This window comes from Bauldia sp. (assembly GCF_965232525.1).
Lineage (GTDB): Bacteria > Pseudomonadota > Alphaproteobacteria > Rhizobiales > Kaistiaceae > Bauldia.
The window spans coordinates 1,423,964-1,444,368 of record NZ_OZ246980.1 but is presented as its reverse complement, the minus strand read 5'-3'; the positions used below and the strand labels follow the sequence as shown (position 1 = coordinate 1,444,368).

At 63.0% G+C, this 20,405-nt stretch carries 22 protein-coding genes and 1 tRNA gene; 9 read left to right on the top strand and 14 right to left on the bottom strand.

Features of this window, described 5'->3' with window-relative positions:
* The first annotated feature begins 22 nt into the window (after nt 1-22).
* From ACO076_RS06955 to ACO076_RS06940, 4 genes are all read left to right on the top strand, one after another.
* Nucleotides 23-514, top strand: a complete 492-nt coding sequence (locus tag ACO076_RS06955) for a hypothetical protein (RefSeq protein ID WP_421725997.1) — start codon at nt 23-25, stop codon at nt 512-514.
* Between the two features lie 230 nt (nt 515-744).
* On the top strand, nt 745-1,869 hold the full coding sequence (locus ACO076_RS06950) for a hypothetical protein (protein WP_421725996.1): 1,125 nt from the start codon (nt 745-747) through the stop codon (nt 1,867-1,869).
* 143 nt (nt 1,870-2,012) lie between these two features.
* Entirely contained in the window at nt 2,013-2,429 is a 417-nt protein-coding gene (locus tag ACO076_RS06945) for an META domain-containing protein (RefSeq protein ID WP_421725995.1), read from the top strand.
* A gap of 597 nt (nt 2,430-3,026) precedes the next feature.
* Nucleotides 3,027-3,443: a hypothetical protein gene (locus ACO076_RS06940; RefSeq protein ID WP_421725994.1), complete on the top strand. Its 417-nt coding sequence runs from the start codon at nt 3,027-3,029 to the stop codon at nt 3,441-3,443.
* Here the strand turns inward: ACO076_RS06940 and ACO076_RS06935 are convergent.
* On the bottom strand, nt 3,411-4,136 hold the full coding sequence (locus ACO076_RS06935) for a DUF429 domain-containing protein (RefSeq protein ID WP_421725993.1): 726 nt from the start codon (nt 4,134-4,136) through the stop codon (nt 3,411-3,413). The two genes, ACO076_RS06940 and ACO076_RS06935, sit on opposite strands and share 33 nt — an antisense overlap.
* Before the next feature lie 181 nt (nt 4,137-4,317).
* Between ACO076_RS06935 and ACO076_RS06930 the strand changes: the two genes are divergently transcribed.
* Nucleotides 4,318-4,746: a VOC family protein gene (locus tag ACO076_RS06930; protein WP_421725992.1), complete on the top strand. Its 429-nt coding sequence runs from the start codon at nt 4,318-4,320 to the stop codon at nt 4,744-4,746.
* Between the two features lie 868 nt (nt 4,747-5,614).
* Here the strand turns inward: ACO076_RS06930 and ppa are convergent.
* From ppa to ACO076_RS06905, 5 genes are all read right to left on the bottom strand, one after another.
* Nucleotides 5,615-6,151: an inorganic diphosphatase gene (gene ppa, locus ACO076_RS06925; RefSeq protein WP_421725991.1), complete on the bottom strand. Its 537-nt coding sequence runs from the start codon at nt 6,149-6,151 to the stop codon at nt 5,615-5,617.
* A gap of 405 nt (nt 6,152-6,556) precedes the next feature.
* Nucleotides 6,557-6,630, bottom strand: a tRNA-Pro gene (locus tag ACO076_RS06920).
* Nucleotides 6,630-7,076 (bottom strand): hypothetical protein, encoded by a 447-nt coding sequence (locus ACO076_RS06915; protein ID WP_421725990.1) that lies wholly within the window; start codon nt 7,074-7,076, stop codon nt 6,630-6,632. The genes ACO076_RS06920 and ACO076_RS06915 overlap by 1 nt, the downstream gene beginning before the upstream one ends.
* Nucleotides 7,077-8,569: 1,493 nt before the next feature.
* Nucleotides 8,570-9,562, bottom strand: coding sequence for a nitronate monooxygenase (locus ACO076_RS06910; protein WP_421725989.1), 993 nt, complete (start codon nt 9,560-9,562; stop codon nt 8,570-8,572).
* A 414-nt stretch (nt 9,563-9,976) separates the two neighbouring features.
* Nucleotides 9,977-10,813 carry a PfkB family carbohydrate kinase gene (locus tag ACO076_RS06905; RefSeq protein ID WP_421725988.1) on the bottom strand — a complete coding sequence of 279 codons (837 nt, stop codon included), beginning with the start codon at nt 10,811-10,813 and terminating at the stop codon, nt 9,977-9,979.
* Between the two features lie 139 nt (nt 10,814-10,952).
* Here ACO076_RS06905 and ACO076_RS06900 point away from each other — a divergent pair, with 139 nt between their 5' ends.
* Complete coding sequence (locus tag ACO076_RS06900) at nt 10,953-11,840, top strand: HpcH/HpaI aldolase/citrate lyase family protein (protein ID WP_421725987.1); 888 nt, start codon at nt 10,953-10,955, stop codon at nt 11,838-11,840.
* Between the two features lie 18 nt (nt 11,841-11,858).
* Here the strand turns inward: ACO076_RS06900 and leuD are convergent, their stop codons facing one another.
* Entirely contained in the window at nt 11,859-12,464 is a 606-nt protein-coding gene (gene leuD, locus ACO076_RS06895; RefSeq protein WP_421725986.1) for a 3-isopropylmalate dehydratase small subunit, read from the bottom strand.
* 272 nt (nt 12,465-12,736) lie between these two features.
* Between leuD and ACO076_RS06890 the strand changes: the two genes are divergently transcribed.
* Nucleotides 12,737-14,371 carry a tetratricopeptide repeat protein gene (locus tag ACO076_RS06890; protein WP_421725985.1) on the top strand — a complete coding sequence of 545 codons (1,635 nt, stop codon included), beginning with the start codon at nt 12,737-12,739 and terminating at the stop codon, nt 14,369-14,371.
* A 95-nt stretch (nt 14,372-14,466) separates the two neighbouring features.
* Here the strand turns inward: ACO076_RS06890 and ACO076_RS06885 are convergent, their stop codons facing one another.
* From ACO076_RS06885 to ACO076_RS06875, 3 genes are read right to left on the bottom strand one after another with little or no spacing between them, the layout of a single operon-like run.
* Entirely contained in the window at nt 14,467-14,886 is a 420-nt protein-coding gene (locus tag ACO076_RS06885) for a metallopeptidase family protein (protein WP_421725984.1), read from the bottom strand.
* A complete protein-coding gene (locus ACO076_RS06880; protein ID WP_421725983.1) occupies nt 14,886-15,029 on the bottom strand; it encodes a hypothetical protein in 144 nt (47 codons plus the stop codon). The genes ACO076_RS06885 and ACO076_RS06880 overlap by 1 nt, the downstream gene beginning before the upstream one ends.
* A 5-nt stretch (nt 15,030-15,034) precedes the next feature.
* Nucleotides 15,035-15,487, bottom strand: a complete 453-nt coding sequence (locus tag ACO076_RS06875; RefSeq protein ID WP_421725982.1) for a GNAT family N-acetyltransferase — start codon at nt 15,485-15,487, stop codon at nt 15,035-15,037.
* 156 nt (nt 15,488-15,643) lie between these two features.
* Here ACO076_RS06875 and ACO076_RS06870 point away from each other — a divergent pair, with 156 nt between their 5' ends.
* Both ACO076_RS06870 and ACO076_RS06865 read left to right on the top strand, forming a co-directional pair.
* Entirely contained in the window at nt 15,644-15,970 is a 327-nt protein-coding gene (locus tag ACO076_RS06870; RefSeq protein ID WP_421725981.1) for a hypothetical protein, read from the top strand.
* Between the two features lie 207 nt (nt 15,971-16,177).
* A complete protein-coding gene (locus tag ACO076_RS06865) occupies nt 16,178-16,381 on the top strand; it encodes a hypothetical protein (RefSeq protein ID WP_421725980.1) in 204 nt (67 codons plus the stop codon).
* Nucleotides 16,382-16,480: 99 nt separating this feature from the next.
* Here ACO076_RS06865 and ACO076_RS06860 read toward each other — a convergent pair whose 3' ends face one another.
* From ACO076_RS06860 to ACO076_RS06845, 4 genes are all read right to left on the bottom strand, one after another.
* On the bottom strand, nt 16,481-17,500 hold the full coding sequence (locus ACO076_RS06860; protein ID WP_421725979.1) for a LacI family DNA-binding transcriptional regulator: 1,020 nt from the start codon (nt 17,498-17,500) through the stop codon (nt 16,481-16,483).
* A 111-nt stretch (nt 17,501-17,611) separates the two neighbouring features.
* A complete protein-coding gene (locus ACO076_RS06855; RefSeq protein ID WP_421725978.1) occupies nt 17,612-18,649 on the bottom strand; it encodes an NAD(P)-dependent oxidoreductase in 1,038 nt (345 codons plus the stop codon).
* An 8-nt stretch (nt 18,650-18,657) separates the two neighbouring features.
* The gene (locus ACO076_RS06850) at nt 18,658-19,470 is read right to left on the bottom strand and encodes a carbohydrate ABC transporter permease (RefSeq protein ID WP_421725977.1); all 813 of its coding nucleotides are present in this window, start codon (nt 19,468-19,470) and stop codon (nt 18,658-18,660) included.
* Entirely contained in the window at nt 19,470-20,372 is a 903-nt protein-coding gene (locus tag ACO076_RS06845; protein WP_421725976.1) for a carbohydrate ABC transporter permease, read from the bottom strand. The genes ACO076_RS06850 and ACO076_RS06845 overlap by 1 nt, the downstream gene beginning before the upstream one ends.
* Nucleotides 20,373-20,405: the final 33 nt, after the last annotated feature.

The following is a 20,405-nucleotide window of genomic DNA, read 5'->3' as shown; positions in this document are numbered from 1 at the left end:
GGGCGCAATGAAGACAGCCAAAATGGTCGCGGTCGGTATCGTCGGCCTGCTCCTGTCGACGCAGATGATTGCCGCCTCGTGCGAGGAGATAACGGTGTTCGGCCCGGAAGGCGGTCGGCACGTGGAGTTCTTCGACTTCGACGGCAGCGGCGGCCTCAGCGCCGGCGACAAGCGGATCGGCCGCCGAGTGCTGGAGGACAGCTCGGGCGCGGCCATCGGCGCGAAGCTGCATATTGCCGAGGTTTTGGAGACCAACGACCAGGGCCAGGCGGTCAAGGGTTTCACCCATTTCTTCTTCGTTCTGCCCGAGGGTGAGATCTTTTCCACAATGGCCGTCGACCAGGCGCGCGCCGACGCGGCGGATACCAGCCGGCCGGCGCTGGACCTGGATCTCAGGCGTATCACCAACATCATCGGCGGGACCGGGATCTACGAAGGCGCAACCGGCACAGTGGAATACGTGTACGACGACGGCACGGGCATCTACGACGTCAAGGCGAGGTGCCTGCCCTGACGTGGCACGCGGATACGGCGGCCGGACCTTCGAATCACGGGTCAGCGCGCGTCGCGACGGGCGACGACGCGAGCGGTGTCGTGACCGAAAGCGGCAGCGCCGCTGTCGATGCCCATGACGTGCATCAATTGGTCGCTCCCGTTGATCGTGTAAGATGCCGTTGAGCGACCGACTGCGATTGGCGGCGGCTGGCTCGGGCGACGCACAGCGAAACCTCACGGGAGCGAGTCATGCCGACTCAAAGCAGCAACAGATTCGTCCTTGACAGTCCTGCGATCGAATTTTCCAAGATCGGTCAGAAATGGAAGATCGATGATCAGGTCGACGTTGGTTCCAATGTCAACACGATCGTCAGTGAGCGCAAAGAAAGCACGCTGGTCAACAAGGGTTATATTTATAGCTACACGAGCAGCGCTGTTCTTTTTACCAAGAACGATGCCACCCTAAAAAATAAGGAATTCGGCCAAATCAACGGCTTCCAATATGGTGTTCAATTTCACCCGTCCGACGTCACCCACGTCAAAGGATCCCTTATCAACGACGGAGATATCTATGGATTGAGCCAAGGTGTACGTAATACTGCGATGGGAGATTTCTCGGCCGAGAATTATGGAGAGATAGTCGGCGGTTCGGTCGGCCTCTACTCCACGGCGTTGCTCGCCGGCTCGACCGCGGGCCCGGTCATCAAAAACTACAAGTCCATCGAATCCGAGCAGATCGGCGTGTATGTCGGGGCCCTCGCCGGCCTGAGGACGAAGATCGTCAACCAGGAGGACGGGGTGATCAAGGGTGGGCTGACCACCTCACAAGCCGATGGCGCCGCGATTTTCACCAATGCCAAGGTCAAGCTGACCAATAAGGGGGCAATCGAAGGCGTTGTCTCGCTTGACAACAGCCGCAATGACAAGGTCATCAACGAGGGCAAGATCAAGGGCGATGTCTACCTCGGTGATGGCAACGACACGTTCGACAATCGCGACGGCAAGACCAAAGGCTACATCTTTGCCCAAGAGGGCAAAGACAAGCTCATCGCGGGAGACAAGAAGGAAAAGTTCGTCTTCGACAACCTTCCTGATTCCGACCGGGTGAAGAATTTCGAGTCCGGTAAGGACAAGTTCTTCCTCGATCCGGCGGAATTCAACGGCTTGTCCCTTGGGCCGCTGGAAAAGTCCGCCTTTCGCAGGGGCACCGAAGCCAAGGACGCCGACGACCGGATCATCTACGACAAAGACACCGGCAAGCTCTACATCGACTCGAACGGCAATGCCGGCGGTGGGCAGGTCCAGTTCGCCAAGGTCGACCCCGGCCAGAAGCTGAAGTACTCCGACTTCACGGTCGAGCTGCTCGCCGTTTAGGTCTGACAGCCTTCACGGATGTAACGAGGCGCTCCACGCAGGCGGGACACTGCGCCGAACCTCCAAGCGCAGTGTCCGCCCCAAATCCCGCCGCATTCGTCTGGTCTCTCCGCGCCCGAGGGGACATGTCGGAGACCGAAACTATGCCCCGTTTCCCTGTCAAGTTGATCGTTCTCGTCGCCCTGCTCCTGGCCCCGATGTCCGTGGCCGCCGCGGCCGACACGCCGCTGATCGACACCCGCTGGATGCTGGTATCGGCGCGCGGCGAACCGGCCGAGCCCGGTCGAACCTCGGCGCACCTGATCTTCGCCGCCGACGGTTCGGTCGCCGGCAACACCGGCTGCAACAATCTCGGCGCCGTCTACACCCTTGACGGTGACCGCCTGTCGTTCAGTCCGGTCATGACCACCCGCATGTACTGCGCTGCCGCCGCGGCAAGCGAGCATCGGTTTGTCACTGCCCTGCCCGCGGTCGCCGGCTATGTCATCGACGGCACCCGGCTGACGCTGACCGGCGCTGACGGCATGGTGCTGGCAACCTTCACCGCCGCATCGGCCTGACCGGCCAAACCGCGGGCGCCTTGCGCGAACGAAGCGAGCGTCCCGCTGCCACCCGGTCAGCGCATGCCCGTGGGTTGAACGTTTGGTGCGTCCCCGATCGGGTCGGGGGTGTGAGGGCGTGAGCCCGAGCCTCGAAGCACGCAACACTGATGAAAACCCGACCAAACTGCACCCCCGCTCGCCCGGCCCCCCTCGCCTCGTGGGCTCCTCTGCGGGAATCCTCGCCAAACGCCCCTCTCCCTCCTTGCGGGAGGAGACGGCGGAGCTCGGCGGTGCGAAGCGCGCAGAGCGGCGCCTGAACGTCACCACCCGTCGTCCTCTGGCTTGACCAGAGGACCCGCTATCGCCAGCACACAGTTGGGCAATGAAGCGTCAAAAGCGGGCATCACGATCTTCATCGGATCAACGGTTTCGATGGGTCCTCTGGTCAAGCCAGAGGACGACGCGGAGTGGGAGGAAGCAGGTGAAGCGAACCGAGATTTCTGGAGTCCTCGTCTTGAAGCACGCAGCACCTCCCGCGCTACCAGCCCCGACCTTCCCAAAGCGCCCCACGCGGGCGTACACTCGGCCCGTCACGGGCTGAAGGGGGACGAAGCCATGAGACAGTTGCGTGCACCGGCCGCGGTCATCGCGATCGCGGCCCTGGCCACACCGGCGGTCGCCGCCGACATGGCGCCGCGTCAGGCAATGGTCGGCATGTACTCCTACCTCGCCGACGCCGCGGTGTTCACCCACTGTGAGACCGAGGTGCGTTATCCGGTCGCCTTCGAGGAGGAGCACATCCTGCTCGAGCGCGCCTATCTCGAGGTCATCGACGAGCCGGGCGCGGAACTCCTTGTCTTCATCGAGGCGCGCATCGAGGAGCGGCCGGCGATGGACGGGCCGGGCATCGAGATCAACGTCATCCCGGAGAAGTTCGTCCGGGTCGCCGCGGTCGAGGAAGACTGCACCACCATCGCCATGACCGACGTCGAGGCGATTTCAGGCCCAGATCCCGCACCGGAGGCCTTTTGAGTCGCGGCGCGGGTCGGCGGGAAAGCTGACCGCCTCATCGCGCACGATCCGTTCGGCGATCACCGCCAGCACCGCGGCATCGATCAGGTCATCGCGGCCGACCCCGCGCGGCAGCGGCTGATCGAGGAAGCCCCGGTCGAAGCCGTGACGCCCGAGCAGCGCCGCCCGCTCGGCGATGCCGTAGGGGTTGACCCGGCCCTTGATCTTTTTCGGCGAGGCCATCGCCGCCTCGTCGTTCAGCCGCCAGAACGCCACCTCCGGATGGCTCTCGAAGACGCGGGCCTCCAGCGCCGGCGTTATCAGCGCGTCGATCTCGCGGATCTTCGGAAAAAGATGAAAACACTGCTTCGACACCTTGCGCGGCGGATCGGAGGTGGCGAGCGCCCGTCGGCAGGCCTCGCCGTAGTCGTCCGCCATCACCGCGGCGCGCGACGGCACCGAGAACACCGACGACTGGCGCTGGCCGAGCAGCGGCCGCACCGCCGACTCCGGCCCGCGCCCGCCGCGGCCGACCCGGTCCGGCAGGCCGATCGGCATGTCGACGGCGATCGTCGCGGGTTGGCGCGGATCGTCCAGTAACGCCCGGAAGGTCGGCACGACCGCGAACACCGGCGGCGCACGCCCGTCGAGCGCCCGGAACACCACTGCCCAGCCGGCCCGGCAGCCATCGACGCCGGCGACCCAAAGGGTCATGGCCGAAACCTCGGAAAGGGAATGTGATTGACGATGGCCAGGTGTCCCGACAACGAGCTGCCGCTACAGAATACCCTGGAGCGTAACATCGCCTTTGGCGTGTGGAGCTGACACCCTCTGGAGACAAAGCGACCGACGCCAGGGGGAAAGCTTCAGAAGCCTATTCACAGGGAGGTTAGTCATGACAACCAATCAACTGCATCGCGGTCGGCTGATCGACCACCTGCAACTCGTGGTGCGCGATCTCAAAGCCAGCCAGGATTTCTACACGGCCGTTCTGGGCGTGTTGGAGATTCCCATCGTCGACACGACCCAGGACTTCTTTTGGGCTGACGAATTTGTGGTGTCCTCGGTCGACAGTCCGGCGGCGCTGGGTGAACTGACGGGGCGTCATCACCTGGCCTTCCAGGCAAAGGATCGCGCGACGGTGGATGCCTTCTACCGTGCTGCGCTGGAACATGGAGGGCGCGATAACGGCGCGCCCGGCGAGCGACCCTATCACCCGGGGTACTACGCCGCTTACGTTCTCGACCCCGACGGCAACAACATCGAGGCCGTGTACCATGGCGAGGCACGGCGCAGCGCACCATCGGTGGCGATCGATTTCTAGGGTGACGGCAATGGGCGGAGGACATGTCACGCCGACCTCATCACCCCCTCTTCCGCTCGTCCCCACGCAGGTGGGGACCCAGTTGCCGGCTACGAATCCTGGGTGGGCTTAGATTCCCGCCTCCGCGGGAATGAGCGGTAACGAGGTAGGCACAGCGGCAGCGCGGGAACCACACCATCCCCCCACCGCTCGTCCCCGCGAAGGCGGGGACCCAGTCTTGGCGTGACCAAAAGCGAAGCTGTTTTGGATTCCCGCCTGCGCGGGAATGAGCGGCGGGAGAGGCCGGGGCCGACATAACTGGCATGATGCTTACGCTCCACAACCAGGGTGCGGCGGGCAAACCCGCTCTCTGTCGTCCTCTGGCTTGACCAGACGACCCATCGAAACCGTTGCCCCGATTAAGATCGCGATGTCAGCTTTGGCGTTTCATTGCCCAGTCGAATGCCGGTGATACCGGGTCCTCTGGTCAAGCCAGAGGACGACGCGGTGGAGGTTCAACTGACATCCTCCTCATGCTGAGGAGTCGCCGAAGGCGGCCTCGAAGCACGCAGGTCCCGTCGACAAACGCTCTCCGACAGGAGAGAAGTCATCGCCGGGTATTTTGCCAACCGCAGACGTGCGGCGGGCAAACCCGCTCTCTGTCGTCCTCTGGCTTGACCAGAGGACCCATCGAAACCGTAGCTCCGTTGAAGATCGCGATGCCAGCTTTAGCGTTTCATTGCCCAGTCGAATGCCGGTGATACCGGGTCCTCTGGTCAAGCCGGAGGACGACGCGGTGGAGGTTCAACTGACATCACCCTCATGCTGAGGAGTCGCCGAAGGCGGCCTCGAAGCACGCACCACGTTCCCAACCACTCGTCCCGGGGCGTCATAACCCTGGCCCGCGTGCGCGCGCGATCGCGTTGGAGATCATGTCACGGGCCCGCGCGACGTCCATCCACGCGCCGATCTTGACCCACTTTCCTGGCTCGAGATCCTTGTAGTGGTCGAAGAAATGCTCGATCTGCTGCAGCGTAATGTCCGGCAGGTCGGAAAAATTCTCGATAGCGTCGTAGCGCTTGGTCAGATGCGGCGACGGGACGGCGATGATCTTCTCGTCCGTGCCGGCATCGTCCTCCATCATCAGGGCCCCGATCGGACGCACGTTGATGACGCACCCCGGAACCAGCGGTCGCGTATTGCAGACGAGGACGTCGATCGGGTCGCCGTCCTCCGACAGCGTGTGCGGGACGAAGCCGTAATTGCCCGGATAGGTCATCGGCGTATACAGAAACCGGTCGACGACCAGCGTACCGGCCTCCTTGTCCATCTCGTATTTGATCGGCTGACCGCCGACCGGCACCTCGACGATGACGTTGACGTCGGCCGGCGGGTTGTCGCCGATCTTGATTGCCTCGATTCGCATGACTTGCGCCTTTCTCGTCGGTTTCTCCCGGACCGCGATCCGACCGGGAAAAACTGACCTGCCGACTGCTGTTCCCACGAATGGGAACTCATCCCAGATCACGGGACAACTGCAAGCCGAGACCTTGGCGGCATTCGTGACGATATAGATCGCCGTCAATAGGTCGGCGAGGCAGTCGGCGCCCGTAATCTAAGACTGGACTAACCGACTCAAATCAAAGAGCTTTTTGGCTAAGTCTCTCTAATCCTTGACATATTGTCGGTTTTGTGTGAGTCACACCGAGCCGAACCGCCGTCTATTGCTAGACGACGGCCGGCCCAGTAAGGCCCCGCAGAGGACCGAGTGTGGACCCCGATCTTGCGGGTAGCTAGTAGTCTCCCTCCCCTTGTGGAAGGGGGAGGGAGGTGGAGGCAAGGGGACTCGAACCCCAACTGGTGACGCTCCAAACGTACCCCGACAACCCTGTCGGCATTGCCCCCTAAACTAGAGAAGGCTCGGAAGTTGCCGCTTCCGGGCCTTTCTCATGCCCCGCCGTGTCCGGCGATGGCAGATGGTACTTGTCGTCCTTGACGGTCAGCCTCCCTTGCCGGACCAAACTCAAGGTATGACCGTGTGTTGTGCGTCCCGGATTCTCGCCGGCGGCGAAGTATCCAGCTCGATCTGCGATATCTCGCAGCTCGGTTTTCGTCTTCGGTCCACTTTCCGTAATGGTCGCGATCATGAACTCCTTGATAGGCATGGCTGGCGCTGGCGCCGCTATACTGCGACGACCACTCCGCTTGGCCTCGATATCTAGAAGGCTGCGAATAGCCGTGATCTCGGTTTCGAGTGAAGCCACTCGTTGCCGGTATTCGGCGTCTATGTCCGACTTCGCCTTCTCGGCGGCCTCAAGGCGCTCCCGAAGGTCAATACTGATGTCCCGCATGGTAGCGAATCCCGGTCTATCTAGAGATAGCCGACTACCACTCTGCGCGAGGTCTGGCAAGGGGGTAGTGGCGGCGTGTAGCCCACTCACTGTATTAACTAAACATTAACCATTCGAGACAGTCGGGAACAAAAGCGGATAAGATAAGAAAAACAGAGGATTACAGTTTGCCGCCTTCCTGCATCTGCTACCTAAGTCGGCGAAACCGGCACTGTGTCTTATGAGGCTCGCTTCGCTCGCGCCCCCGATCAAGTCGGGGGCAGGCCCTCAAGATGAGGCCACTGGTGGCCCACCCAAGACCGTGCCTCGCCAACCTACGTCCTCATGCTGAGGAGCTCCGCGTCAGCGGAGCCTCGAAGCACGCATGACCGCCACCCCGTCCACACCCGTCACCCCGACGAAAGCTCGGCCCCGGCTCGATCGGGGTTCCGGGGTCCAGGCAACGCGGCTTCCATTGCGATATCGCTGCACCAAAATGAACCGTCATCGATGGATTCCGGCTTCCGCTGGAAGGACGGTGGAAGTTGCCTCGCGACGACGGCCCACGATGCCCCCACGCTGAGAACACGAGGGCAAAACTGGCGCTGCCTCTTTCGAGGCTCGCTTCGCTCGCACCTCAAGATGAGGCCGGAGGGACAGACTCTCAAGAAGAGGCCGGTGACTGGCTCTCAAGATGAGGCCACTGGTGGGCCCCACCCAAGACCGTGCCTCGCCAACCTACGTCCTCATGCTGAGGAGCTCCGCGTCAGCGGAGCCTCGAAGCACGCACGACCGCCACCCCGTCCACACCCGTCACACCGACGAAAGCTCGGCCCCGGCTCGATCGGGGTCCAGGCAACGCGGCTTCCATTGCGATATCGCTGCACCAAAATGAACCGTCATCGATGGATTCCGGCTTCCGCTGGAAGGACGGTGGAAGTTGCCTCGCGGCGACGGCCCACCACGCCCTCATGCTGAGAACACGAGGGCGAAACTGGCGCTGCGTCTTTCGAGGCTCGCTTCGCTCGCACCTCAAGATGAGGCCACTGGTGGGCCCCACCCAAGACCGTGCCTCGCCAACCTACGTCCTCATGCTGAGGAGCTCCGCGTCAGCGGAGCCTCGAAGCACGCATGACCGCCACCCCGTCCACACCCGTCACCCCGACGAAAGCTCGGCCCCGGCTCGATCGGGGGTCAGGGTCCAGGCAACGCGGCTTCCATTGCGATATCGCTGCACCAAAATGAACCGTCATCGATGGATTCCGGCTTCCGCTGGAAGGACGGTGGAAGTTGCCTCGCGGCGACGGCCCACCACGCCCTCATGCTGAGAACACGAGGGCAAAACTGGCGCTGCGTCTTTCAAGGCTCGGCCGAAGCGCGCTCGCCCTTCAGGCTGCTCCACAATCCAAGCGCTCAGCCACGCCCGAGATAAATCCGGGCCAGAACCCTTCGCCGATTGCCGCAGAGCTTAGGTCAGATGGGTGTCGTCCTGTCCCAATTCAGGGTCTCGAATCTCAGAACCGATCAAGAAGCTTCCTGGCATGCGTGGCGATCTCCAAGGTGATCGCTTCTGCCGGTGCTTCATCATCAATCAGTCCAACAGCGTTGTTTACCCAGACGGCGCGCGCTTCATAGCCTGAGGATTTGTACCAGTCTTTGTCCTGTTGTGACGGGTGAAGCTGCTCGGCGCCTATCGGGCGGTGGAAGCGTGTGACCGCCTCGCTGTCAGCCAAGGCGCGGCCTTGTCGGTATTCGGGTGGCCAATCGATACCGCTCAACAGATCGAAACTGGAACTGACAACCGTACCGTCATCTGGTGTTTTGGCCTCGATGATGCGCGCTTTGAACGTATCGGCAGCCTTGGATTCCTCGGCAACCACAAAGCGACTTCCGATGACCGCCCCTCCTGCGCCCAGGACAAGCGCTGCGGCCAGACCGCGACCATCGACAATGCCTCCGGCGGCCAACAGAGGGATATCCGGGTCAATGGCATCTCTTACTTGCGGGACGAGCGTCGTGATTGATGCCGAAAGATGTTGCTGTCCGTGTCCGCCCGCGTCGCATCCCTGAACTGCGATGATGTCCGCGTTTGCGGTAGCGGCACTTTGTGCCTGTGAGACGTTATGGACCTGGCAAATGACTTTCGACCCGGCAGCGTGCGACATCTCAATGTAAGGAGCGACGTCGTCGCCATACGCCAGAAATATGACGTCGGGCTCAAGCGCAAGGCTGGCTTCGAAGGTCGGATCGGACGGGGTCAGGAAACACGTAATAAACCCGAGACCGAGTGCTCCCTCAGCATCGCTCCGGGCGTGCATTTTCGCTTGCGTAAACTGCTCTCGCACCCAGGCCGCATCGAACAGCATTGCCGAACCGACACCGATCAAACCAAGGCCGCCGGCCCGAGCGACAGCCCCTGCCATCTGGCCTGTCGCCATACCGCACATCGGCGCGAGTACGATCGGTTGTCGCAGGCCCAACATCTCGGTGACATCGGTTGTGATCAATTTTCGAGTCCTGGCTTTGCTGGCACCGCCCTGGCACATTGGAAATTCTACTTTGGCAAGAACACTGGCCGTTTGGCGGGACGGTGCACTCTATAGTGTAACATCTCGTTGCGCTTGCGCGGAATCGACGCCTCAAACGGCTCACGGATTCGCCTGACGACCCACCGGGACGCGCGTGCCCCTTATGAGCCTCTTCGTACGCTTCGAACGCCCAGACCTGCCGGCCGACCAAATGGTAAGCTGGCTGAACGATGCCGATGAGCCGGTACGGTTTTGGCAGCCGCGTCTCGGCGTTCCCCTTCTCAATGCGTAACGCTAGCAGCGCGTTCACACGAGGAAGGGTTTTGGATTGATCTTGAGCGCAGGGGCATGACAGACACCGCCACGCAATAGGGTTCAGTGTCTGGCGGCCTCTCAGCCGCCCGCCGAAACCAACAGGTCCTGCCCTGCCGCCAGCGGCATCTCGTCGTCGCCGCGGGTGACCGCCAGTGCGATCATCGCCTCGGTCGCGGTCGCCGCCGCCACCATGGCATCGGCCGGTTCGCGCCCCTCAAGGCGGTGGCCGAAATAGAGCGCTGCGAACAGGTCGCCGGCGCCGTGCGGCGCCCCTTCGACCGCCGCCGTGGTGTGCAGGTGGGTCGCGTCGGCGGTGACCAGCAGCGTGCCGATCGCGCCCTCGCCGGCGAAGGCCGAGGTCACCACCACCTCGGCCGGTCCGAGCGAACGCGCGGCCGTGACGAGGCCCGCATTGTCCTCAGCCGCCGTTCCGGTCAGCCAGCCGAGCTCGAACCGGTTCGGCGTGGCGATATCGGCGAGCGGTAACAGCCGGTCGCGGATCGCCGTTGCGATCGCCTCGGGCTGGTAGAGCCCGCCGGTGTCGCCGATCACCGGGTCGCACAGGTAACGTGCCTCCGGGTCGGCCGTCTTCGCCGCGGTGACAAGCGTGGCGATGTCCCCGGCCTGGCCGGCGTTGCCGAGATAGCCGGAAGTGACGCCACCGACACCCGGGTGGCGGGGGCGTCGCAGCGCGCGACACAGGTCGTCGACGAGCGTCGCGAAGGCGTCGGGAGGGGTGTCGAAACGCGTCGCGGGCCCGTGACCGGGGTGCCAGGCGAGGCTCACGGTCGGCAGCGACCATACCGGAATCCCGAGTCGCTGGAGCGCGAAAACGCTCGCCCGACCGCCGACCGAGCCGCGCACGACATGGCTGTTGACGACGATGACATCGGCTCTGTCGGTACGGTCGGCCACGAATCTCCCCTTGTGTTCAATAGTTTATCGGTTTCGGCCGCCCTGTGGAAACTCAGGCTGCGGCGACGCAAAGTCCGATACAATCGATCGGCCATTTGCTCTAGTCTCTCGCCGGGCTTTTTGGGGGAGACTGGTCAGCATGGCGGCAACGCCGCGTCCACGCCGCAGCGCGCTTTACGTTCCGGGGTCGAACCCCCGCGCCCTCGACAAGGGCCGCACGATCGCCGCCGATGTCCTGATCCTCGACCTCGAAGATGCTGTCAGCGTTGAGGAAAAAGAAATGGCGCGCGCCGCGGTCGCCGCCGCGGTCAACGTGCGCGCCTATGGCAGGCGCGAGGTGGTGGTAAGAGTCAATGGCCTCGGCACGCCGTGGATCGCGCGCGACATCGCCGCAGCCGTCGCCGCCGAGCCGGACGCCGTGCTGATCCCCAAGATTTCGCGCGCCGAGGACATCCGCCGCGCTCGCGCTGCGCTCACCGCCGCCCAGGCGCCGGATGGTCTTGCCCTGTGGGTGATGATCGAAACGCCGCTGGCCGTGCTCAACGTCGCCTCGATCGCCGCCGTCGCCCAGAACGGTGCGCCGATCCCGATCGATACGCTGGTGATCGGCACCAACGATCTCGCGCGTGAGATGCATGTGCCGCCCAAGGCGATCCGCCGGGCGCTGCAACCCGCCCTCAGCCAGTGCGTGCTCGCCGCCCGCGCTTACGGGCTCGCTGTGCTCGACGGCACGTTCAACGATCTCACCGACTGGTCAGGCTTTCGCGCCGACTGCGAAGACGGCCGCGACCTCGGCATGGACGGCAAGACCCTCATCCATCCCCGCCAGGTGCCGATCGCCAACGAGATCTTCGCGCCTAGCGACGCTGACGTCGCCTGGGCGGAGAAGGTGCTCGCCGCCTTCACCCGGCCAGAGAACGCCAACCGGGCGGTCATCGCCGTCGAGGGTCAGATGGTCGAACGCCTCCACGCCGACGTCGCCGAACGCATCCTGCAGACCGCGACGGCGATCTTGCCGGAGGAGTGAGGCTGAAGCGACCGCGCGCTAATGCCAGGGGCGGTGCTCGGCGATCCGCTCTTCGTGCTTGTCGATGTGATGGCCCTTTTCCAGCGACAGGCCGATCTCGTCGAGACCGTTGAGCAGGCAGTGTTTCTTGAACGGATCGATATCAAACGTCACCACGCCCCCATCGGGACCGCGGATTTCCTGGGCTTCGAGGTCGACCGAGATCGTCGCGTTGGCACCGCGCTCGGCATCGTCCATCAGCTTGTCGAGGTCTTCCTTGGAGACCACGATCGGCAGAATCCCGTTCTTGAAACAGTTGTTGTAGAAAATGTCGGCGAAGCTGGTGGAGATCACGCAGCGAATCCCCCAGTCGAGCAGGGCCCACGGGGCGTGCTCGCGGCTCGAGCCGCAGCCGAAATTGTCGCCGGCGACAAGGATCTTGGCGTCCTTGTAGGCGCCGTGGTTGAGAACGAAGTCCTTATTGTCGCTGCCGTCCTCGTGATAGCGGAGCTCCGAGAACAGGCCGGTGCCGAGCCCGGTCCGCTTGATCGTCTTCAGATAGTCCTTGGGAATGATCATGTCGGTATCGACATTGATCATCGGTAAGGGAATCGCGGTCGAGGTCAGCTTGTCGAACTTCTGCATGGTTTTGGCCCTTTCATCGCCGCCTGATGTGCGCCGGGCGGGGCGGAAGGTCAAGGGGAACGTAGGCGGCGCAGTTATACGACCCCATTCTTTCGTCGGCGATCCGGGAAATGGCACCGTAGCTCTCGACGTCACCATCGACGCGACGCGCGGAATGGTTGAGAATGGTGTCCTACTTTTCGTTTCCGGTCACGTAGGTCGAACACTTCAGTCGCCGATGCGCGTGACCGATGTCGGCGACTTACCCAGATGAGCAGGGAAGGCATGAGACGATGAAGACGCCAAGGAGATTGTTCGTCTTCTGTGTGGCGGCCACGACGCTGGTTTGTAGCAGTGCCATCGCCCAATACTCGGCCCCCGAAAGGCCTTTGAGTGCCTACGAAGAGGATCTCGCACTCGCGCGCGAACTTGCCGACGACAGTCTGAAGCGGCAAGGCATTCTCGCTCAAAGCCTCAGCGATGCCGCTGACGCAAGACTTTGGGCGGGTGATGCAGCCGGGGCGCTTGCCGCCCTCGAAGAAGCGCTCAGCATCGCTTTGCAAATTGTCGAAGCGGTCCCCGACGATACGGACTGGCAACATAACGCTTCGACCTTTCTCCTAGGGATCGGACACATTAAGTCGCGGACTGGCGACGTATATGGTGCGCTGAGGGCCTATCGAGAGAGCCTCGAGATCAAAATCGATCTCGTCAGCATCGACCCAGATAACCCGATATTCCAATATGGACTTTCGGTTGCCCTCGACAGGGGTGGCGATGGCCTGCTGGTGATCGGCAAGACGGACGACGCGTTGAAAGCCTTCGATGGAGCCTACGCGATTCATTTCGATCTTGCCGAAGCCGACCCTGCCAATCCCAAATGGCAAAATGGCCTCGTTGTTAGTCTAAGCAAGATTGGCGATGTGAAACGTGACACAGGCGACGCGAGTGGAGCACTGACGGCCTACACTGAGTCGCTCGCGATAAGCCGCAAGCTTGTTGACGCTGATGCCGGCAATACGACATGGCAGCGCAATCTTTCGGTAACGCTGTCTCGAATCGGCGATTTGAGACGTCGCCTTGGTGATCCAAGCGGAGCGCTGCGGGCCCACGAAGAGAGCCTTGGTATTCGGCGGTCGCTTGTTGAAGGTGACCCGGAGAGTACGCTCTGGCAACGCGACCTAGCATCAAGCCTGGATCGGATTGGCGACCTTAACCTCGACGCTGGCAAGACAGACCCTGCAATGGCCGCCTTCAATGAGAGCCTCGCGGTCACCCTTCGCCTCGTCGAGATAGACCCCAGCAATACCGATTGGCTGCACACCCTCGCCACGAGTTATTCGAAAATCGGTGATGCACGGTTGAACGTTGGCGACATACGCGGTGCGATGGATGCATTTGAGCAGATGCTATCCATCACTGTTCGCCTCACCGACATCGCACCCGACAACACAACCTGGCAGAATGACCTGGCGGTAAGCAACTGGAAGATTGGTGATTGGAAACTCGGTGTTGGCGATCCGAGAGGGGCACTTTCATCCTACGACGAGGGTACGGCCATCATCCGACGACTCATTGCCACCGACCCCGACAATACCTCCTGGCAGGAAGCGTTGGCGCGCGCACTCTTTTCGAGTGCCCACATCCACGACAGGCTCGGCGATACAGATCGAGCCCGGCAAGTCCTGAAGGAATCCCTCGTTATCCGCCAACGTCTCGCAGATATTGCCCCGGATAACGCGTCATGGCAGTCCGACCTCGCTTGGACGTTGCTTGCGCTGCAAGCGATAACAGGTGACGCTGCGGAGCGGCAGAAGATGTTGGATCAAGTCGCCATTATCTTTGCCGGCCTTGAGTCGCGCGGCCTTCTCTCGGCGACCCAACAGGAGTTGTTGGATTGGGCGAAGGGGCAACCTGTGGAGCCTTAACGGAGGGACGCGCCCTCGCCCGATGCCGGCCCTCAAATATGTTCGCCTGATGGGGCGCTACCGACGCGACATCAACGTCGTCCGGCAATGCGGTCTCACCCCGCCCCTCGTTCGATTTCTTCCATATCGTCGTCCGACAGGCCGAAGTGGTGGCCGATCTCGTGGATCAGGACATGGGTGACGATGCCGCCGAGGGTATCGTCGTGGTCGGCCCAGTAGTCGAGGATTGGACGGCGGTAGAGCCAGATCATGTTGGGCATTTCGCCCGTATACGGCACAGCGCTGGCGTGGGCGAGACCAAACCCCTGAAACAGCCCCAGGAGACCGAACTCCGACTCGATGCCGAGCTCGTCGAGGACCTCGCGCTCCGGAAAGTCCGCCACCTGGATTGGAATCTCGCCGGTGAGCGCCCGGAATTCGTCCGGCAAGGCGGCGAAGGCCGCCCGGCCGATCGCAGCGATCTCGTCGAGCGACGGCGCCTGATGGCGCCGCCAGTCCGGCGGATGGTGCGCCATCAGCGCGGACCGTAGGTGAACAAGAGGTAGAAGATCAGGACGAGGAGTGCCGCATAGCCCAGCCACCGGCCGGTGCGCTTCGCCCAGATTTCCACCTTGTCCGGCGGCTCGGGTGGCTCACCGCCGACGGGATCGCGGACCATCGTCTTCACCGGTGCGGGATCGGCACCGTGAACACCGACCAGTCGGCCGGTCGGCCAAAATGCTCGGCAAGGCTGGCGGCCACTGCGGGCTTGTCCGGTGTGACCCAATGAAGGTCGCACCAGTCGCGCTTGGCGGCCTCCGCGATCACCGCCTTGATCAGGCCGTGTTCGATGCCCTTCTCGCGGGCAGCCTGGATGACGAACACCTCGTTCAGCTGACCCATCCGCCGCCCCGTCATTGGATCGGGCAAATCGAAAAACAACGCGAAACCGGCGAGGTGGCCATCATGGCGCGCGCCGATGATCTCCGCCGTGCGGTCGTTCAGGAGCCGCTCGGCATAGAATTGATCAGGTCGGCCCGGCGCGCCGCGTTTGCGCTCCTGGACGCAAGCCGTGACCAGCGGTGCCAGCTCGTGAGCGTCCGCCATGGTGAGGATTCGTGTCTCGATCTCGGTCATCGCCGCAAGTGTCACCGCCCCGCCCGCCGGGTCAAGGCCGAACCTGAACCGCGGATGAACGCCGACCTCAGGGCGGGTTCAGCGCACGGCCACGACAATGGGCACCAAGGCGACGGGGACCAACCGGAATCCGAAGATCGGAAGGAGTGCGCGTTCATGTTGAAACGAACCATCATCGCCGGCCTAGGGGCCATCCTAATCGGGGCCGGCGCGCTGGCCGCGACGTCGACTACGGCGTCGGCGGGCGGTTACTACGGGGGCGGCTATGTCAGCGGCAACGGCTGGTTTTTCGGCTGGGGGCACGTGCCACGCTACAAGCCTTACCACCCACCCAAGAAGCGTTACTACAAGCCGGCTCGCAAGCGCGTCTGCACCCCCAAATACCGCACCGTGAAGGCTTGGAAGCCGCACCGCGGCTGGGTCTCGCGCAAGGTCTATGCCGGACAGGTGTGTCGGTGGCAGCCGGTATACAAAAAATGGTGATCGAATCCTCAAAACTGCCCAGAAATCGTCACGGCCCCGCCAATGCGGGGCCGTTTTCCTGAAGTTTCATGTCCCAATGAAAGGTTGCGTGAGGCCGCAACGTTCCTAAGTAAAGCGTAAGACGTGACGGCGTTCACTGCATGGGAAGGTGGTTTCGGCCATCGTCAAGGCAACAAGGGCCGAAACGAGCCTGACAGGGAAGACGCGATGAGCACAAGATTTCCGATCGGACCGGCTGCCGCCCTCTTTGAGGAAGGCGCGGCTGACTTGAACCCGGCGCCAGCGCCGCGGCTGATCCGTTTCGCGGATACGCCGTTTATCCCGATCGCCGATAATGACGACACCATTCGCCTGCCAAGCCTGAGCACCGAGACAGTGCCCGCGCCCAAGCGGCGAATTTGCTATCACTGAGCGGCTTATTCCCCCACCCCGACCTCCAAAGCTGCCCAGTTGAAGAACGGCCCCGTGCGCCCCCGCGGGGCCGTTCGCTTTTGGCGTCAGGCCGACCGATCAGCTTCGGGGCGGCCCAGAACTCTCGCGGACGATCAGCTCCGGTTCGATGAGGATTTCCCGGGAGTCCAGCGGGCGGTTTTCGATGATCGACACCATCATCTGACAGGCCATCGCACCCCAGCGGCGCCGCGGCAGCCGCGCCGTGGTCAGCGATGGGGTAATCGCCGCGGAAAATTGCAGATCGTCATAGCCGACCACCGACACATCGCCGGGCACGGTGATATCCATGCGGCCGAATTCATGGATCAGGCCGATGGCGGTCTCATCGTTGTGGACGAACACCGCCGTCGGCAGGTCGGAACGTCGCGCCAGCATGCGGGCCGCGTAACGGCCGAACTCAATGCCGAGATTGCCCTCAATGACGAGATCGGCGGGGATCGTGCAGCCGGCTTCATCGAGAGCGTGACAGAAGCCCTCAAAACGGCCCGAATGCGCGTCCGACACACGCGGTCCGCTGACCTGGGCGAAATCACGATGACCGAGCTCCAGTAGGTGCGTCGCAAGGATGCGCCCCGCGTGGTCGTTGTCGATCCTGACGGTGGGGATCCGGGCGCCGAGCGAGGCGTTGCACGAGACCAGCGGCAGGGCCGAGAACCCGGTATCGCCTTCCAGCGCCGATATCGTTTCGGATAGCGTCGCTGTGTTGAGAACCAGGCCATCGGCTTTGCCGGACGCCAGCATATCGAGATAGTCCTGCTCGTTCTTCTCGTCGTCAGCCGTGTCGCCGATCAGCAGGATGTAGCCCGCCTTGCGGGCGTTCTCCTCCATCCCCTTGAAGAACTCGGAGAAGAACGGATTGGCGATGTCGGCGACGAGCACGATGATCGCCCCCGTCCGCCCGCGCCGGAAGTCGACGGCCATCCGATTGGCGCGATAGTCCATGCGCTGCACCAGATCGAGCACGCGCTTTCGCGTCTCCGGACGGACCGTGTCCGGCTGGGAAATGGTACGCGACACCGTGGCGATCGACACCCCTGCGGCACGCGCAATATCCCGAACGGTGGTTCGTTTCGCCATCAAGCCTTCCGGACTAGCCCGGTCGCGATTCCCATTGTAACCGGCGAATTGTGACGGTCGGCCGCCGAACTTGCCAGTGCTACCGGACCGAGCCGACGCCTCCGCTTGCCGTCAGGCGGATTTCCGCTGCGCAGCCGCGGGTGCCCCAACCACATGGGCAATGCGGGCCGGATCGGCGCGCTGAAGCCGAGACGGCCGCCGGCCGGCGACCATGTCGGCGACGTCGCCGGCGATCATCGCGCCGATGAGTTGGCGGCCGCCAGGCACCGCCGCGGCCCGGTGCGGCGAGAGGATCACATTGGGTGTCGATCGGATCGGATCGTCGGGCGGTACCGGCTCGTGCGGAAAGACGTCGATCGCCGCTCGGATGCGCCCTGCTGAGGCGGCTGCAAGGACCGCATCGAAATCCACCAGATGGGCGCGGCTGACCAGGACCAGAAGGGTTCCGGGCGGCATCATCCCGATCTCCCGGCCGCCAATCAGCTGCCAGTTTTCATCGGTCGGCGACGCGGTGACGACCAGGCAGCGGCTTTGACGAACCACCGTATCCAGATCGACGAGTTCGACGTCCTCGAGCTCTGCTCCGCTGGCGCCAAGCCAGGGGTCGAAGGCACGGATGCGTGGCGCAAATGGCAAAAGGAGCCGGGTACATTCGCGCGCGATCGAGCCGTAGCCAACGAAGCCGATGTCCTGGCGGTAGAGGGTGAAATCGGTGCCATCGTTGTCGCCCTTCCAGTGCTCACCGCCGTCACGGAACGCTTCGTGCTCAGCGACAATACTCCGTGCGCCCGCCAGCATCAGCCCGACGGTCATCTCGGCGACCGACTGACGGAACCCTGGCGCGCATGACAGGACCTCGATGCCGCGGGCGAAGCAGGCCTCGTAGTCAAGACCGGCGCGGAACGTTCCGGCGACTTCGATGACGGCTTTGAGGTTGGCCGCCCGATCCAGGGTCGCCCGATCGAGCCGCGGGTGAGCGGCGACGAGGAACGCCATCGAGTCGAGGCTGGCGTCAAGTTCCGCGGCTGACAACGGCCGGTCGCCGCCGCCGACCACCTCGCAGGTCTCGCGCAACTTGTCGAAATCGTCGGGGGTGAATAGTTCTTCGATTGTACGGAAATGCTGATCGAGAACGAGCTTCGGCTTCATGCCAACCCTTACTTCACCGCACCTTGGCTCATTCCGCGAACGAAATGGCGCTGAAAGAAAATGAACAGCACGATCACGGGCACGGCCATGATGACGGTCCCCGCCGACAGCCCGGCGATGTCGCGGGTCTGCGATCCCTGGAAGTTGAGGAGTCCAACCGAGAGCGTTCGCATTTCCTCGCGTGGTAGCAGCAGCAAGCGGAGCAGCAGATCGTTCCAGCTCCACAGGAATTCGAGCAGGCCCGTGGTGATTACCGCCGGAACCGAGATCGGCATGATGATCCGCCAGTAGATCTGAAGCTCGTTGGCGCCGTCGATCCGGGCGGCTTCGTGCAGCGCCTTCGGCACGCCGACGAAGTAGGACGAAAACAGAAACACGAACACCGGCATCGCCAGGGCCAGATCGGAGAAGATGACACCGAGATAGGTGTTGACCAGGCCGACCGACCGCACCGTGGTGTAGAGCGGCAGGATGATCGCGGTGACGGGGATCATCAGGCCGACCAGGAACAGCAGCCGAAGCAGATTCTTGCCTCGGAATTCCATGAAAACCAAGGCATAGGCGATCATCGAGGCGAGGATGATCATGGCGACTGCGTCGACCGCCGAGATTGCCACCGTGTTCAGGAAGTACCGACCGAAGCCACCGTCGACCCAGACCCGAACGTAGTGCTCCAGCGTCGCGTCGAGCGGCGGCAGCCACGGCGGACGAACAAGCTCCGCCGCCGGTTTGAACGAGGTGAACAGCGTCATGACCGATGGGGCGCTCATCAGCACCGCGATGACGGCGAGGGCGACCAGAACGGCCCACCGACCCGACATCACGCATCGTCCTCGCTGGTGCGCAGGCGCATGTAGATCAGGGTCGCGAGACTGACAATGACCAGCAGGGCGACGCCGATGGCCGAGCCATAGCCGTAATTGTTCTCAAGCGCCCCGCGCTTGTACATGTAGGTCGACAGGATCTCGCTGAACCGGATGGGCCCGCCCTGGGTCGTGGCCCAGATCAGGTCGAACGCCTTGAAGGCGTTGGTGAGCGTCAGAATGAAGACGACCGCGGTGACCGGCCTTAGCGCCGGCATGGTGACGTACCAGAACGCCTGGACCGGCGTGGTTCCGTCGATCTTGGCGGCATCGTAGAGCTCCTCGCTGACCGCCTGAAGGCCGGCGAGGAAAATGATGACGCTGAGGCCGATCGTCGACCAGGAATGGGCGAAGGCGAGCGCGAACAGCACCGCGTCGGGATCGCCGAGCCAGGGCGTCGCCAGAAAGCCGAGGCCGACGCCCTCCAGCGCCTGGTTGATGACCCCGTTCGGCTGGTACATCCACCGCCAGATGGTCGCGACTGCCATCGGCGCGATGACCACCGGGATGACGATCAGCGTCTGGAGAAGCAGCCGGGCCCGCCAGACCCGCGCCAGCATCGCGGCAATGACCAGTCCAATCCCGACATTGAAGACCACGATCACGAACGACCAGACGAAGGTATTCTGGAAGGCCTCCCAGAAAATCCGGTCGGAAAACATGGTGATGTAGTTGTCAAACCCGATCCAGGTGCGTGTCGGGCTGATCCCGTCCCACTTGTGGAGCGAGAAGTTGACCACCGACACAGTCGGGTAGATGGCGAAGAACAGATAGACAGCGAGGCCGGGAACCAGGAACGCCAGGAGCATCGCGTGATCCGCGACGATGGTTCGCAGTTTCCTGGAGTTTGACGGGTTCATGGCCTCGCTGCCTTGGTTTGGCGCGGGGCGTCG

What these genes read in the sequence shown, in the direction of transcription:
- ACO076_RS06955 (WP_421725997.1), top strand. Translation starts at nt 23, where the DNA reads ATGGTCGCGGTCGGTATCGTCGGCCTGCTCCTGTCGACGCAGATGATT.
- ACO076_RS06950 (WP_421725996.1), top strand. Translation starts at nt 745, where the DNA reads ATGCCGACTCAAAGCAGCAACAGATTCGTCCTTGACAGTCCTGCGATC.
- ACO076_RS06945 (WP_421725995.1), top strand. Translation starts at nt 2,013, where the DNA reads ATGCCCCGTTTCCCTGTCAAGTTGATCGTTCTCGTCGCCCTGCTCCTG.
- ACO076_RS06940 (WP_421725994.1), top strand. Translation starts at nt 3,027, where the DNA reads ATGAGACAGTTGCGTGCACCGGCCGCGGTCATCGCGATCGCGGCCCTG.
- ACO076_RS06935 (WP_421725993.1), bottom strand. Translation starts at nt 4,136, where the DNA reads ATGACCCTTTGGGTCGCCGGCGTCGATGGCTGCCGGGCCGGCTGGGCA.
- ACO076_RS06930 (WP_421725992.1), top strand. Translation starts at nt 4,318, where the DNA reads ATGACAACCAATCAACTGCATCGCGGTCGGCTGATCGACCACCTGCAA.
- ppa (WP_421725991.1), bottom strand. Translation starts at nt 6,151, where the DNA reads ATGCGAATCGAGGCAATCAAGATCGGCGACAACCCGCCGGCCGACGTC.
- ACO076_RS06915 (WP_421725990.1), bottom strand. Translation starts at nt 7,076, where the DNA reads ATGCGGGACATCAGTATTGACCTTCGGGAGCGCCTTGAGGCCGCCGAG.
- ACO076_RS06900 (WP_421725987.1), top strand. Translation starts at nt 10,953, where the DNA reads ATGGCGGCAACGCCGCGTCCACGCCGCAGCGCGCTTTACGTTCCGGGG.
- leuD (WP_421725986.1), bottom strand. Translation starts at nt 12,464, where the DNA reads ATGCAGAAGTTCGACAAGCTGACCTCGACCGCGATTCCCTTACCGATG.
- ACO076_RS06890 (WP_421725985.1), top strand. Translation starts at nt 12,737, where the DNA reads ATGAAGACGCCAAGGAGATTGTTCGTCTTCTGTGTGGCGGCCACGACG.
- ACO076_RS06885 (WP_421725984.1), bottom strand. Translation starts at nt 14,886, where the DNA reads ATGGCGCACCATCCGCCGGACTGGCGGCGCCATCAGGCGCCGTCGCTC.
- ACO076_RS06880 (WP_421725983.1), bottom strand. Translation starts at nt 15,029, where the DNA reads ATGGTCCGCGATCCCGTCGGCGGTGAGCCACCCGAGCCGCCGGACAAG.
- ACO076_RS06875 (WP_421725982.1), bottom strand. Translation starts at nt 15,487, where the DNA reads ATGACCGAGATCGAGACACGAATCCTCACCATGGCGGACGCTCACGAG.
- ACO076_RS06870 (WP_421725981.1), top strand. Translation starts at nt 15,644, where the DNA reads ATGTTGAAACGAACCATCATCGCCGGCCTAGGGGCCATCCTAATCGGG.
- ACO076_RS06865 (WP_421725980.1), top strand. Translation starts at nt 16,178, where the DNA reads ATGAGCACAAGATTTCCGATCGGACCGGCTGCCGCCCTCTTTGAGGAA.
- ACO076_RS06860 (WP_421725979.1), bottom strand. Translation starts at nt 17,500, where the DNA reads ATGGCGAAACGAACCACCGTTCGGGATATTGCGCGTGCCGCAGGGGTG.
- ACO076_RS06855 (WP_421725978.1), bottom strand. Translation starts at nt 18,649, where the DNA reads ATGAAGCCGAAGCTCGTTCTCGATCAGCATTTCCGTACAATCGAAGAA.
- ACO076_RS06850 (WP_421725977.1), bottom strand. Translation starts at nt 19,470, where the DNA reads ATGTCGGGTCGGTGGGCCGTTCTGGTCGCCCTCGCCGTCATCGCGGTG.
- ACO076_RS06845 (WP_421725976.1), bottom strand. Translation starts at nt 20,372, where the DNA reads ATGAACCCGTCAAACTCCAGGAAACTGCGAACCATCGTCGCGGATCAC.